Origin of the sequence: Haloactinospora alba (assembly GCF_006717075.1) — a bacterium.
GTDB classification, from domain to species: domain Bacteria; phylum Actinomycetota; class Actinomycetes; order Streptosporangiales; family Streptosporangiaceae; genus Haloactinospora; species Haloactinospora alba.
Window position 1 is genome coordinate 1,229,112 of sequence record NZ_VFQC01000001.1, and the last position, 13,925, is coordinate 1,243,036.

Genomic DNA, 13,925 nt, shown 5'->3' on the forward strand with positions numbered 1-13,925 from the left:
ACCGTCGGGTTCACCGTCGACTGTGCGCGTGCGCCGCAGACTCGCACGGCTCGGAGCCCAGCGGGGGGTGACCATGAACCCGGTTCTCGAACCACTGATCAAGACCGTGCGGGCGACCCACCCGAAGGTCGACGTGCGTCTCATCGAACGCGCCTACGAGGTCGCCGCGTACCGGCACCAGGAGCAGACGCGCAAGAGCGGCGACCCCTACATCACCCACCCTCTGGCCGTCGCCACGATCCTCGCCGAGCTCGGCATGCAGGAGGCCACGCTGGCCGCTGCCCTGCTGCACGACACGGTCGAGGACACCAACTACACGCTGGAGCAGCTGCGCTCCGAGTTCGGTGACGAGATCGCCGAGCTCGTGGACGGTGTGACCAAGCTGGACAAGGTCAAGTACGGGGAGGCGACCCAGGCCGAAACCGTACGCAAGATGGTCGTCGCCATGTCGCGCGACATCAAGGTGCTGGTCATAAAGCTGTGCGACCGACTGCACAACATGCGGACCCTGCGCTACCTCCCCCAGGAGAAACGCGAGAAGAAAGCGCGGGAGACCCTGGAGATCTTCGCTCCCCTGGCACACCGCCTGGGCATGAACACCATCAAATGGGAGCTGGAGGACCTGGCCTTCGCCACGATCTACCCCAAGCGCTTCGACGAGATCGCGCGGCTGGTGGCGGAACGCGCCCCGCGCCGCGACGTCTACCTCCAGGACGTTATCGAGGCGGTCTCCGGGGACCTGCGAGAGGCGAAGATCAAGGCCACGGTGCGGGGGCGCCCCAAGCACTACTACTCCATCTACCAGAAGATGATCGCCCGGGACTGCAGCTTCGACGAGATCTACGACCTCGTCGCGGTCCGGGTGCTGGTCGACAGCGTCCGGGACTGTTACGCGGCCCTGGGTACCATCCACGCGCGGTGGAACCCTGTTCCCGGCCGGTTCAAGGACTACATCGCCATGCCGAAGTTCAACATGTACCAGTCGTTGCACACGACGGTCATCGGACCTTCCGGCAACCCGGTGGAGCTGCAGATCCGGACGCGGGCGATGCACCGCCGGGCCGAGTACGGCATCGCCGCGCACTGGAAGTACAAGGAAGAGCGCGGCAACGGGGGAGAGGACGGCGGTAAGAAGGGCGCCGGGGACATGGCCTGGCTGCGCCAGCTCATCGACTGGCAGCAGGAGACCAAGGACCCGGGGGAGTTCCTCGAGTCGTTGCGTTTCGACCTCTCGGTGCAGGAGGTGTTCGTCTTCACCCCGCAGGGGGACGTGATATCCCTGCCGCAGGGCGCCACCACCGTGGACTTCGCCTACGCCGTGCACACCGAGGTCGGCCACCGGACGGTGGGAGCCCGCGTCAACGGTCGGCTGGTCGCGCTGGAGAGCGAGCTGCACAACGGCGAGACCGTGGAGATCCTCACCGCGAAAACCTCCGACGCGGGGCCCAGCCGTGACTGGTTGAACTTCGTCAAGAGCGCGCGGGCCCGGAACAAGATCCGGCAGTGGTTCACCAAGGAACGCCGCGAGCAGGCGATCGACCGCGGCAAGGAAGCCATCGCCAAGGTGATGCGCAAACAGGAACTTCCGATAAAGCGGATGTTCAGTGGTGAAGCGCTTCTCGCCCTTGCCCGCGACCTGCGCTACAGCGACGTGGACTCGCTCTACGCGGCGGTGGGCGAGGGAAACATCGGCGCGCAGAACGTCGTACAGAAGCTTGTGGACTCCCTGGGAGGCATCGCCGGGGCGGAGGAGGACATCGCCGAGTCCTCAGCGCCCATGCACGCCCGCTCGCGGCAGCGCTCGGCGGCTGACCCGGGGGTCACCGTGGAGGGGAACTCCGACGTGTGGGTGCGGCTCTCCCGGTGCTGCACCCCTGTTCCCGGGGACGACATCGTCGGGTTCGTGACGCGGGGGAACGGTGTCTCCGTGCACCGGCGCGACTGTGTGAACACCCGGACCCTGGACTCGTCGCGAATGGTGCAGGTGGAGTGGCAGCCCACGGAAGACTCCATGTTCCTGGTCGCCCTCCAGGTGGAAGCACTGGACCGTTCCCGGCTGCTCTCCGACATCACCCGGGTCCTGTCCGACCAGCACGTCAATATTCTCTCCGCCACCGTGCACACCGGCAGGGACCGGGTGGCGCTGAGCCAGTTCACCTTTGAGATGGCTGATCCCACACACCTCGGTCACGTCCTCAAGGCCGTCCGCCGGGTCGACGGTGTCTACGACGTCTATCGCATGAAGAACTGAGGCCCTACGGCGTTTCAGGGGTGCACCTTCCCCTCCCCAGGCCCAGACTGCCCCCATGAGGAAATTCTCGTTGGAGGCGCTGGCTCGCAAGCACGGGGAGGCGGCGGCGTCGGCCCCGGCCGGCCGTAGCTCGGAGACGTTCTACGGCGGACACGAGCGCGTACTGCGCCAGACCCTGATCGCGCTGTCCGCCGGGCACTCGATGGTGAACCATCTCAGCCCGGCGGAGGCGACGCTGCTGGTCATACGGGGAAGGGTGCGAATGACCGCGGGAGGGCACTCATGGGAGGGGCGCTACTCCGACGTGCTCATCATCCCCGAAACCGAGCACGAGATCGAAGCGGTCGACGACGCCACGGTTGTCCTCACCGTCGCCATGCCACCTGCCCAGTAGCTCCCGGCCGGGGGCCGCACACGTTCCATGGCGACAGGTCCGGGCGCGGCAGTGGGAACGGGGCCGTACCCTGTCAGCTCATCTCGGACAGAGCGCGTTCGGCCTCGTCCAACCAGGACCGCTGGGTGGCGATGGTCTCCTCGATCTCACTGACCTTACTGCCGTCGCCGTTCTCCCGGGCGGTGTGCAGTCTGCTCTCCAGCTGCGCTATCGAGTCGCGCAGTTGGGAGACGGTCGCCTCGGCGCGGGCCCGGGCCTCCGGATTGGTGCGTTGCCACTCGTGGTCCTCGGCCTTGCGGACACTGTCCTCGAGCTTGCGGAAGGCTCCCTCGATCTTGTCGCGTGAGTTACGCGGAACCGGCCCGATCTCCTCCCAGGCCTCCTGGAAGCTGCGCAGCCGGGCGCGCGCCTCGCGCGGGTCCGTTATGGCGGGCAGTTCCTCGCGTGCCTGCGTGAGGAGCTTCTCCTTGGCCTCGGCGTTCTCCCGCAGCTCGGCGTCGCGTTCCGCGAACGCCGCATTGCGCGCCTGGAAAAACTGGTCCTGGGCAGCCTTGAAGCGGGACCACAGCTGCTCCTCGCTGGAACGGTCGGCGCGGCCGCTGGCTTTCCACTGCTGCATGAGGTCGCGGTACCGGCCCGACGTGGGGCCCCAGTCGGTGGAGTCCGCCAGCGACTCGGCTTCGACGACGATGCGTTCCTTCTCCTGGCGAACCTGTTCCCGCTGTTGGTCCAGGTTGGCGAAGTAGGCTTTCCGACGCTTGGAGAAAGTGTTGCGCGCCGCCGACATGCGCTTCCACAGTGCCTGCTCGGTGGAGCGGTCGGTCCGCGGGGCCGCCTTCCACTCGTCGACGAGCTGGCGCATCCGCTCGCCCCCGGACTTCCAGTGCGTGGTCTCCTCGGCGACGCGTTCCGCCTCGGCCGCGATCCGTTCCTTGACCCCGCGGGCCTCCTCGCGGGCACGTTCCTGTTCCTGCTTCTGCTCGACACGGCGCTGCTCGATCCGTTCGGCGAGCTCGTCCAGCCGCCGGGTGAGAGCGTCCAGATCGCCCACTGCGGAGGCTTCGCGTACGTTCCCGCGGAGCTTCTCCACACTGGCCAACGCCGACGAGGCAGCCAGGTCGGTCGTGGACAACCGCTTTTCCAACAGGTCAATCTCGGTCACCAACGCGTCGTACTTGCGGCGGAAGAACGCGAGTGCCTCCTCGGGGGCGCCGGCTTGCCATGACCCGACGACCCGTTCGCCCTCGCTCGTGCGGACGTAGACCGTGCCGTCGTCGTCTACGCGGCCCCAGGGGTCCGTGGTCACCGTGTCCTCCAGATGTAACGAGCCTGACGCTCACGTCGGGTTCCGGCCGTCATGACAGTTTTTTCGGTCAGATACGAGAACTGCCGTGACTCTGTACGATATCCGTGCCCACCACTGGTTTGTCGCGTGTGGGTACCCGATACCGGGGTCGTTGCCGCGTCCGCACCGCACGATGCCGGGCGCTGTGGAACCGGACGGGTTGGGTTCCCGTACCTCTGCCCACTGCCTGCATCAGCGTACGGCTGGTGCGACGGGGACCAATATGGCACTGTCACGCCGTTTGGCAAAGACAGTGAGGGCTCTGGTTAACGAATATTGACCGCTGGTTCCGGGGCCGCGCCTGCGTGTTGGCAGGGCTCGGTTTTTCCAGGGCGGAGGCACGGCGTTACGCACCGGCGCCCGGTGCTCTTCCGCCGGATCCTGTCCCGGGTCGGGATGGTGGGAGCCGCGGACACGGTGTGTTCCCGGAGGGGCGCACCGTTCGTGGAAGGCCGGCTTTCCGGTCGCTGATCGCTTCCTGCCTCGGTAAGCTCGTAGCGGGATGCCGGAGGGCGCTAACCGCACGTCGGCGTCCCTGGCCACACCGCCTACCGTGCCACCACCAATCGGGAATCGAGGTCAGTGCTTGCTGGTTGACGCTTACCCCGCCGGGCCGCTCGCAGCGAACTGCTACGTGGTGGCGCCTGCCGCAGGTGCCGAGTGCGTCGTCATCGACCCGGGGCAGGACGCCAGCCGGGGGTTGGCGGAGCTGCTCACCCGGCACGACCTCACTCCGGCGGCAGTGCTGCTCACCCACGGCCACTTCGACCACGTCATGTCGGCGGCACACACGTGTGCGGCTTACAGCGTTCCCGTGTGCGTCCATCCCGAGGACCGGGAGCTGCTCACCGATCCCGCGAAGGGACTCGACCCGGCGCTGGCGGGCCAGCTTTCCGCTCTGCTGGGAGACGTGGACATGCGCGAACCCGCCGATGTGACAGAGATCGCTGACGGGGACGCGCTCCCCTACGCGGGACTGGAGATCACCGTCGCCCATGCCCCCGGGCACACGCCCGGCTCGGTGGCCTATGCCGTCTCCGCGGAGACGGAGCGGACCCCGGCGCTGTTCACCGGTGACCTGTTGTTCGCGGGTGGTATCGGCAGGACCGACTTCCCCGGTGGGGACCATGCCGCCATCCTGCGGAGCCTGCGCGACACCTGCCTCTCCCGCCCGGATGACACGGTCGTCCACCCTGGACACGGTCCGCAGAGCACCGTCGGTCGGGAACGCGCCACCAATCCGTTCCTGCAGGAGATCGCTGCTTCCTGAGCCCGGGTAGGGACTCTTGGCCTCACAGCATGCCGCAGCATAGGTTTGGGCATGTTCCTGTAACTCTCGGGTAGAGAGAGGCGGTAGTTATGCGGCGTATCAAGATGAGCCGGGTTCGGAAGACCAAAGGCAGCACGACGGTCGTAGCAAACTAAGCCTCTTGGGATGCTGGGGCGTATCGCGATACGCCCCAGCATCCCAAGACCGGTGGTTCCAGGTAGGGCCGAGTGCTGCCCGGCGACAGGGTATGATCGCACCAGCGTGGAGAGCGCCGCGTGCGAACACCCTGCTTCGGTCAGGCTCTCCAGGCTCTCAGCCAATCGCCTAGTCAGAGTAATACCTGGTACCTCATGCATCGCTATCGGACTCATACCTGTGGTCAGCTCACGAGGGAGCACGTTGGAGCGGAAGTGCGCCTCTCCGGGTGGGTGCACAACCGCCGGGATCTCGGGGGCCTTCTGTTCATCGACCTTCGGGATAACCATGGATTGGTCCAACTGCTGGCCCGTCCTGAGTCGCCGGTGTTCGATGAGCTTTCCCGGCTTCCCAAGGAGACGGTAATCCGGGTGGACGGTGTTGTCCGTTCCCGTAGTGCGGAGAACATCAACCCGGACCTCGGGACCGGAGAGATCGAGGTCGAGACACATGAGGTAGAAGTACTCGGGACGTCTCTGGAACTTCCGTTCCCGGTATTCCCGGAGGACTCCTCCTCGGAAGAGCGGCGTCTCACCTACCGTTTTCTTGATCTGCGGCGCGAGCGTATGCATGCCAATGTGCTCCTCCGCTCACAGGTGATCGCTTCGATCAGGCGCAAGATGAACGACCTCGGCTTCAACGAGTTCCAGACACCGATCCTCACCAGCTCCAGTCCCGAGGGAGCACGGGACTTCCTCGTGCCATCGCGGTTGCATCCGGGAGAGTTCTTCGCTTTGCCGCAGGCGCCTCAACAGTTCAAGCAGATGCTGATGGTGGCGGGATTCGATCGGTACTTCCAGATCGCTCCGTGTTTCCGTGATGAGGACAGCCGCGCGGACCGTTCTCCCGGAGAGTTTTACCAGCTCGATGTCGAGATGAGTTTCGTCGAGCAGGACGAGGTCTTCGACGTCATCGAGAGGCTGATGACTGAGATTTTCCATGAATTCGCACCGGAATCCGCGGTCACGTCACCGTTCCCGCGGATTCCTTACCGTGACGCGATAACATGGTACGGAACCGATAAGCCGGATCTTCGTGTCCCGCTGAAGATGACGGACGTAACCAATATCTTCTCCGAAACGGATTTTCAGGCGTTCGCGGGAAAGTATGTCAAAGCAATATCGGTTCCGGGGATCGCAGGGAACCCGCGTTCATTCTTTGACGGTATTGCCGATGCAGCGGTTGATCTTGGCGCCAAGGGCTTGGCATGGATCAAGGTGGACCACGAGCGTCAGCTCAGTGGACCGATCGCCAAGTTCGTCGGCGAGGTGGCAGAGGACCTTCTTCACGAGACAGGAAGTGAAGAGGGCAGCGGGTTGTTCTTCTGCGCCAGTGAGGACATTGACGAGATCAACCGTATAATGGACCCGCTTCGGGTGGAGATCGGGCGCCGCTCGGACATGTTCGAGGAAGGCGCCTTCCGGTTCTGCTGGATAGTCGATTTCCCGATGTACGAGATGACAGAATCAGGGGACATAGAGTTCAGTCACAACCCGTTCTCCATGCCACAGGGCGGAATGAGGGCTCTGGAGAACGAGCACCCTCTTGATATCCTCGCCTGGCAGTATGACATCGTATGCAACGGTGTCGAGCTGTCTTCCGGAGCCATACGGAACCACAGTCCCGAGATAATGTACAAGGCGTTCGAGATCGCTGGTTACACCAGTGAAGAGGTCGAAGCACGTTTCGGTGGGATGCTTCGTGCTCTTAAATTCGGGGCGCCTCCTCACGGTGGGATCGCTCCCGGGGTTGACCGGATCGTGATGCTTCTTACCGGCGAGCCCAATATTCGGGAAACGATCGCCTTCCCCCTGAACCAGAACGCACAAGACCTTGTCATGGGGGCTCCTTCCCCCGTGTCAGACCGTCAACTCTCTGATGTGCACATCCGTGTTGCACTCCCCGACTCAAAAGGCAAGAGAGGCCGATGAGACTTTGGCTGCCCCCGTACCTGTCATTGCGTAAAATCGGAGATGACCTGAGGGTTGGAACCCTGCCACCGCTCGCATGGCATTTTCCGGAGCCCCCGGATTTCTTATTGGGATTATTGCAGCAGTGTGTGGAACCGATTGAACGCGAAGAGCTGGTACGGAAGGCAGCCGAAGAATCCGGTTGGGAATGGAGCGAGGCCAGGACGCTGATTGAGGATCTTGAGGAAGCCCGGGTCCTCCTTCCAGAACTCAGCCGTGATGGAAGATACGATCGTCACGGTCTCTTCTACCAGCTCATGGGAGCTGGCAGCGACGCACAAGACACCCTCGCATCCGCTACTGTCGGACTCATCGGGATGGGCGGAATAGGAACCCATCTTGCCACGCACCTGGCAGCAGCCGGTGTGGGAGGACTTGTCATCACGGACGGGGACAGAGTCGAGCATTCTAACCTTACACGACAGACACTTTTCCGTGAGTCCGATATCGGAGAGAGCAAAGTTGACGTCGCTGCCGATAGATTAAAATGCTTGCGTTCGGACATCGAAATTACGAAAATAAAGAGGAATTTCGATGATGTCAGTTTGGCAGAACAGGTTGCTGGTAAGTCGGATCTTATCCTTCTGTCAGCCGACAGGCCGAACGATGTGCATTTCTGGGCGCACCAGGCGTGTACAAAGGTGGGTATACCTTTTAGCGCCTCCGGATACATCGAGGGGCATGGAAGCGTAGGTCCCCTGCTTTACCCTCCGCAGACCCCGTGCTTCTCCTGTATCCGGGAAAACGCTGAGTCGCTGCCAGCAGAGGAGAACAGTGGTTCCATGCTGGATCGAGGCAACGAACTAAATCCAACATGGCAAGCCCCTAGCTTTGGTCCACTGAATTCTCTTGTTGCTTCTATGCAAGCGAATGATGCTCTTCGGTGGCTGGTCGGGCTCCCCACGGCAACTTTTGGTCGGAGAATGCTCATTGACTCTCGCTCGTACGAGGTCACATGGGAAGACTTCTTGTCCGAACCCTCTTCCTGCAATATTTGCGGAAGTTCAGCGAAGAGTGGCACATGGTCCGGGATAGCTGACCAGTACAGCGAAGAACGCAATGATCACTCCTTTAACTCCATCCTGCTCGATGGTTTAGTTCCCGGTCTGTTCGATACCCAGCATCTGGGCCATGTTGCCGATATAGGAGCTGGAACCGGTCGTTTGACGGAACTACTGGTGGAGAAAAGCACACAGGTAGATGCCTATGAGCCGTCAGAAGAGATGTTCGGTATCCTGCTCGATAGGATGCGTTCCAAAAATAATCTGAGGCTGGTGGAGGGAGGTATATCCTCTGTTTCGGGCGTCCGCGACCATTACGATGCGCTCTGCTGCTTAAACGTTCTTGATCACGTCAGCGATCTCGATCTTAGTATTTCCATTTTGGAGGGTTCCCTTCGCCCGGGTGGAAGGCTTGTGCTCTCTGTTCCCCATCCGGTAAAGGATCGGACGGGATGGAAGAAAAGCTTCGGCCCCGGTGGTTGGAATTATCATGGATACCTGCTCGATGATTACTTCGAAGAAGGTTTGTGCAAAAAGGATCGGGAAGACAGGAACGGAGACGTAAGGCTCCGCGGTGTTACGAGCCATCACAGGACGGTATCTCGATACCTGCAGGCGGTGTTAAGATGCGGTATGTCAATAAAGGATGTCATAGAGCCGGAGCCGGATATTGCACATAGGGAAAACAACCCGGTCTTGTATGATAAATCCAGCAGGGTGCCTTACTTCTTGGTGATTGTCGCGGATTCGGGAAACTAGTATGCGCGACGAGGTGTTCTCCGGAGTTTCGAATCCCAAGCCTTTTTCTTTTGATGAGCATATCGTCGATTTCTTCGATGATATGCTGGGTCGGAGTATCCCCTATTACTCTGAGGTCCAGCGTATGGCTGTTGAGTTGACGCAACATATTCTCAACGGGAACGGGGGGACAGTATACGACATCGGATGTTCCACTGGAAATACGCTTCTAAGACTGAAGGGGAGCATTCCTTCTGAGCAGAATGTCAACTTAGTAGGAATAGATCCCTCACGGGCGATGTGCGAAAAATTTGCAAAAAAGTTGTCCGATGCGGGAAGCCCCGGTCGTATAAGAATTCTTGAGTGCGGCGCTGAGGATATTGATAGCTTTCCGGATGCGCGTGTTGTCTTGATGCTCTTTACGCTGCAGTTCCTGGATTTACCGCACCGGGACTGTGTCCTGCAAAAGGTGTACAACAGCCTTGCGGACGAGGGAGGCGTGGTCATTGGAGAGAAGATACATGCCGATGATCCCGAAATGGATGCTATCTATACTGGGTTTTACCAGGCGTACAAGATGAGGAACGGGTACTCCCAAGAAGAGATAGAGAACAAGAAGAAGGCGCTGGAGAACGTTCTGGCCCCTCGTCGCAACTCGGAGAACAGGAGGTCCCTGGAATCCGTCGGTTTCCGTAGGGTGGACGAGGTTTTCAGGTGGTACAATTTTTCGGTTTTCCTTGCGCTCAAATAAATTGAGTGGATTTTTATTCGAAGTCGAACTCCCCGTTTTTCGCTCCTAGGATAAAAGAGTTCCATTCTTCTCTGGAGTATATGTGTGCAGGTTTTTCCGGTTCCTTGCTGTCGGTCACATGTATCTCCTCTCCGATTTTTTCTACCTCGACGCAGGCTCCTTGTTGTGCGCTGAAACTGGATTTGAATTTCATTCATACTCCTTTATGTAATCTCGCATGAGAGAAGACGACTCGTTTGTGCTAAGAGCGAATCCAAGAAGTTGCTCGAACCCTTGTGAACACGTGTCCACCTCGGCGGTGTTCTCCAGGAAAAGCTCTCCAGCCACGGTCTCCACATAAACGACACGAGTGTCTTCGCAGTCGATCAGTGTAAAGCTCCCTGCAGCTCCTGGTGTGCTTCCAGCCTGATAGGGAACTATTTGGATGGTAGTACGGGCTTGTTCTGACAGCCTCAGCAGGTGCTTGATCTGATCCCGCATCACCGTGTTATCTCCGACAACGCGCCGTAGCGCGCCCTCATCCATAAGCGCGATGATCCGAGGGCGTTCTGTTTGGCTCAGTATCTCCTGTCGTGCGGTGCGGAGTTCCAAGCGACGTTCCACCTCCTCGGAGTCGATCTCCTGAGGGCCGTGAGCCAGCACTTGGCGCGTGTATTCAGGCGTCTGGAACAGGCCAGGGATGATGACCTCATATGTTCGGATCGTCGTTGCGTACGACTCCAGGTCGATCAGGGCTGCGTACTCCGGACGCAGGAGGTCCCGATAGGGATGCCACCAGTTGGGAGACTCAGCTAGGCGATAAAGGGTCATGACCTCATCGCGTTCCTGGGCCGGAACCTCATACATGTCGAAGAGGGCCGGCATCAGTGACCGTTGCGGAGGGCGCTCTCCCCTCTCGTAACGGGCGAGACTGGACTGGCTCCAGCCGAACGCCGCGGCAACCTCGGTTTGGTTGAGGTTCGCTCGTCTGCGCAGTTCAGCAAGCTTTCTTCCCAGTCGGCGGCGACGAATTCCGACATAAGGCATATTTTTCCCGATCTTATCATATCGGTCTGTCATATTCCCGATCTTGTTCATATCCTTGTGATCGTTCATATGAAAGACTACAGTGAGTGGGTAGTTCCTACGCAAGGAGTGAAAGACATGGGTTCTGCTTACGTTCTTCGTGCTGTCGCTACCTCCTGCCGACGTCGGGAAGCGCCGGATATGCACACGCTAGCTGTGCGTACTCTTGAGCCGGGTGGCCAGCAACCGGAAGCCGATGATCTCTACCGCTGGATGCTTGAGGTGTTGTCCGGCGGTTACGAGTTCGGTCTCTATATAGCGGAGCACGCCGTCCTCGACAGCGAGGGTGAGAGTGGTGGTTGTTTCCGGGAGGAGCTGTTGCTTTGGAACGGCCGAGGAGAACTCCTCCGCGAGACGCGCGAGCTGTGTGGTAGCTGACTGGGTTCCTTTTCCCCTGTCGTCGCAGGTCACTCATGAGAGGGAACCTGGGAACCGGCAGAAGTTGAGCTTGGTCTCTCCTCCGAGGGGAGAGCGCCCACGCGCCGGCGTTGGAAGAAGTTGTGAGCCGGTGCTGTGCTGCCTCGACCAACTTCTGCCTGCTCCGCTGGCCCAGCCAAGCGTTTGGGAATCTCCGTCTGGTGCGAAACTGTCCGCGATGTGTGGGTACTGGTGGTACGAGAGGGGTAATGGGTTCCTCCGCTCGCAGATGACGGGGCGGGCCCGGTCCGCGTCCGTGTGTTCGGAGGCCCGTGCCCGTGGCGGAAACCTCGTCCTCCGGGATGACGCAAGGAACCGTACGCACGGTTTCCGGCGGATACAACGCTGGCGAACCACCTGCACAGAAGCGCCCTGTTACTAGACTGAGGCGAATCGGATGTTCGCGGGAAGGCCGCGGCCGGCGGAGTGGAGCATCCGGCATGCGACACAGGGACGATCTAGATCCGAACGGCATACCCGAACCGAGCGGCGGCACGTCGGAAGCACGACCGGTCGGTGGACCCGTCCGGCGCGACACGGACAGCCACGCCGCCGCCGCGTTCCGGTACGCGCGCGCTGCCATGCTCGTAGCCGACCACACCGGCCGCGTCGTCGTGGCCAACCACGCTTTCCAGCGGTTGACCGGAAGCGGCCGGGAGGCCACCGGACGTTTCTGGCCTGATCTGCTGAGCGAGGACGACGTCCAGCGGGGCTGGGATCTGCACCGTGACGCAGTGCGCTGCGGAACCAGCACGAAGAGCAGCCTGGGAGTGGACAGCCCGCACCTCGGTACGCTCCGACTGGTCACCGAGGCCTGGATCCTACCGGAGCCTCTACCGGAGCCGGAACGTCCGGACAGCCGGGAAGTGGCACTGCTGTTCTACCAGGCGGCGCCGGAGGACCGCCTGCTGCGCACTACCGCCGAGTTGCGCACGGAGAACTCCGACACAGCGCTGTGGAGCATGGACCTGCGTGACGGCAGTCTCAGCGAACCCTTCGGGCGCTCCGCCCTGGGGCAGGCGCTCGCCGGGGACGCCCGCACCCTGGAGGAGTTCCTGAACCGGGTGCACAGTGAGGACATCGCCCGGGTGCGGGACGCGATCGAGGCGTCCCGCGAGGGCAGGGACTACGAACAGCAGTTCCGGATGTTCGACACCGTCGGTGACGAACGCTGGTTGCGGGCCCGCGCGCGCTATCTGGCAGGGGACCCCCCTCGCCTCGTCGGGTTCATCGACGATGTCACCGACCGGGTCCAGCTCGTCCGTCGCCTCGCGGACCGGCGCAGGATCGAAGCGGCGCAGGGCCGCCAGGTCACGGACCTAGCGGCCAAGCTCGTCTCCGCCACGACGATGGACGAAGTCACCGGTCTGCTCAGTGACGAGTTCGTCCCCATCTTCGGCGGCGCCGCGGCGAGTGTGCTGCTGGTGCGAGAGGGAGCGCTCCGTGTGGCCCCCTCGACCGTGGAACACAGCGGCATACTCGCGGTGATGGAGGGGCGGGACGCCACCGACACCTCCCATCCCATGGGGGCTGTGGTCCAGGACCGCCAGCCGCGGTTCTTCGAGAACCGCGCCGAGATGCTGGAACGCTTCCCCGGCGTTGCCGAGCTGCTGCGTCACACCACCGCCCAGTCCTGGGCCACCGTGCCGATCTTTGGCGACCGCCGTGTGGCGTTGGGGGTCTGGCAGGTCGCGTGGTCGGAGCCGCACCATGCCACACCGGACGAACGCGCCCTCATGCTGACTCTCGCCGGTCTCGCGGGGCAGGCTTTGCAGCGTGTCAGTCGCCAGCAGGCCGAGTTGGAACTGGCGGACGCAATACAGCGCCGTATGCTGCCGCCCCAGATTCCGGGGTTCGACGACCTCGACATAGCCACTCGTTACCTGCCAGCCCAGGCGGGGTGGCGGGTGTGCGGAGATTTCTACGACGTCATCCACCTGCCGCAACGCCGTGTCGGTCTTCTGGTCGGGGACGTGCAGGGGCACGGTGTGGAGGCGGCTGCGGCGATGGGCCAGATACGGGTGGCGTTCCGCGCCTACGCCACCACCCAGGTCGACCCGGGGGGAGTCCTGGCCGAGACGAACAGGTTGCTGACCGAGACCGGGGAGATCGTGTTCGCCACCTGCGGATACCTGGTTCTCGACCTCGACAGCGGCGAGATGCAGGCCGCCTGGGCGGGACAGCCTCCCGCGGTCCTGGCGACACCCGACGCGTTCGGTCTCTGGGAGCCGGAAACCGGCCCTCCCGTGGGTGTGGACTCCGAGAGCAAGTATCCGGTTACCACCCGCCACCTGTCACCGCAGGAGACACTGCTCCTGTGCTCCGACGGGTTGGTGGAGAGTTCCGAGCTCACCATCGACACCGGGCTCGAACGCGTCGGCCAGGAGCTACGGCAACGCGCCCGGGACGTGGAGGGGGCGGTGAGCGCGCTCGCCGCCGCGCCGCCGGCGGGACGCAACGACGACCTCGTCATCCTCGCCGTTCGCATGCGTGACGGGTCCGCGCGGTAACACCCGCCCGACCCTCCC

General features: G+C 62.1%; 11 protein-coding genes. 7 read left to right on the forward strand and 4 right to left on the reverse strand.

What is annotated here, in order from left to right:
- Positions 1 to 73: 73 nt before the first annotated feature.
- Positions 74 to 2,251, forward strand: coding sequence for a RelA/SpoT family protein (locus tag FHX37_RS05635; protein WP_141925042.1), 2,178 nt, complete (start codon positions 74 to 76; stop codon positions 2,249 to 2,251).
- A gap of 55 nt (positions 2,252 to 2,306) precedes the next feature.
- A complete protein-coding gene (locus FHX37_RS05640; RefSeq protein WP_141922487.1) occupies positions 2,307 to 2,645 on the forward strand; it encodes a cupin domain-containing protein in 339 nt (112 codons plus the stop codon).
- 73 nt (positions 2,646 to 2,718) lie between these two features.
- Here the strand turns inward: FHX37_RS05640 and FHX37_RS05645 are convergent, their stop codons facing one another.
- Positions 2,719 to 3,951, reverse strand: coding sequence for a DUF349 domain-containing protein (locus tag FHX37_RS05645; protein ID WP_141922488.1), 1,233 nt, complete (start codon positions 3,949 to 3,951; stop codon positions 2,719 to 2,721).
- Between the two features lie 625 nt (positions 3,952 to 4,576).
- On the opposite strand from FHX37_RS05645, the gene FHX37_RS05650 reads away from it, so the two are divergent.
- From FHX37_RS05650 to cmoA, 4 genes are all read left to right on the forward strand, one after another.
- The gene (locus FHX37_RS05650; RefSeq protein WP_141922489.1) at positions 4,577 to 5,260 is read left to right on the forward strand and encodes an MBL fold metallo-hydrolase; all 684 of its coding nucleotides are present in this window, start codon (positions 4,577 to 4,579) and stop codon (positions 5,258 to 5,260) included.
- Between the two features lie 350 nt (positions 5,261 to 5,610).
- Positions 5,611 to 7,386 (forward strand): aspartate--tRNA ligase, encoded by a 1,776-nt coding sequence (gene aspS / locus FHX37_RS05655; RefSeq protein WP_141922490.1) that lies wholly within the window; start codon positions 5,611 to 5,613, stop codon positions 7,384 to 7,386.
- Positions 7,387 to 7,514: 128 nt separating this feature from the next.
- Complete coding sequence (locus FHX37_RS05660) at positions 7,515 to 9,185, forward strand: ThiF family adenylyltransferase (RefSeq protein WP_170181509.1); 1,671 nt, start codon at positions 7,515 to 7,517, stop codon at positions 9,183 to 9,185.
- Position 9,186: 1 nt separating this feature from the next.
- Entirely contained in the window at positions 9,187 to 9,915 is a 729-nt protein-coding gene (cmoA, locus tag FHX37_RS05665; protein WP_141922492.1) for a carboxy-S-adenosyl-L-methionine synthase CmoA, read from the forward strand.
- Positions 9,916 to 9,928: 13 nt separating this feature from the next.
- Here cmoA and FHX37_RS05670 read toward each other — a convergent pair whose 3' ends face one another.
- The 3 genes from FHX37_RS05670 to FHX37_RS05680 form a co-directional block, all read right to left on the reverse strand.
- Positions 9,929 to 10,108, reverse strand: coding sequence for a DUF397 domain-containing protein (locus FHX37_RS05670; protein WP_141922493.1), 180 nt, complete (start codon positions 10,106 to 10,108; stop codon positions 9,929 to 9,931).
- Complete coding sequence (locus FHX37_RS05675; RefSeq protein ID WP_141922494.1) at positions 10,105 to 11,010, reverse strand: helix-turn-helix domain-containing protein; 906 nt, start codon at positions 11,008 to 11,010, stop codon at positions 10,105 to 10,107. The genes FHX37_RS05670 and FHX37_RS05675 overlap by 4 nt, the downstream gene beginning before the upstream one ends.
- A gap of 120 nt (positions 11,011 to 11,130) precedes the next feature.
- A complete protein-coding gene (locus FHX37_RS05680) occupies positions 11,131 to 11,391 on the reverse strand; it encodes a hypothetical protein (protein WP_141922495.1) in 261 nt (86 codons plus the stop codon).
- Between the two features lie 446 nt (positions 11,392 to 11,837).
- Between FHX37_RS05680 and FHX37_RS05685 the strand changes: the two genes are divergently transcribed.
- Complete coding sequence (locus tag FHX37_RS05685; RefSeq protein WP_141922496.1) at positions 11,838 to 13,907, forward strand: SpoIIE family protein phosphatase; 2,070 nt, start codon at positions 11,838 to 11,840, stop codon at positions 13,905 to 13,907.
- Positions 13,908 to 13,925: the final 18 nt, after the last annotated feature.

Coding starts and splice junctions, on each gene's coding strand:
- aspS (WP_141922490.1), top strand. CDS start 5,611: ATGCATCGCTATCGGACTCATACCTGTGGTCAGCTCACGAGGGAGCAC.
- FHX37_RS05685 (WP_141922496.1), top strand. CDS start 11,838: ATGCGACACAGGGACGATCTAGATCCGAACGGCATACCCGAACCGAGC.
- FHX37_RS05675 (WP_141922494.1), bottom strand. CDS start 11,010: ATGAACGATCACAAGGATATGAACAAGATCGGGAATATGACAGACCGA.
- FHX37_RS05635 (WP_141925042.1), top strand. CDS start 74: ATGAACCCGGTTCTCGAACCACTGATCAAGACCGTGCGGGCGACCCAC.
- cmoA (WP_141922492.1), top strand. CDS start 9,187: ATGCGCGACGAGGTGTTCTCCGGAGTTTCGAATCCCAAGCCTTTTTCT.
- FHX37_RS05670 (WP_141922493.1), bottom strand. CDS start 10,108: ATGAAATTCAAATCCAGTTTCAGCGCACAACAAGGAGCCTGCGTCGAG.
- FHX37_RS05640 (WP_141922487.1), top strand. CDS start 2,307: ATGAGGAAATTCTCGTTGGAGGCGCTGGCTCGCAAGCACGGGGAGGCG.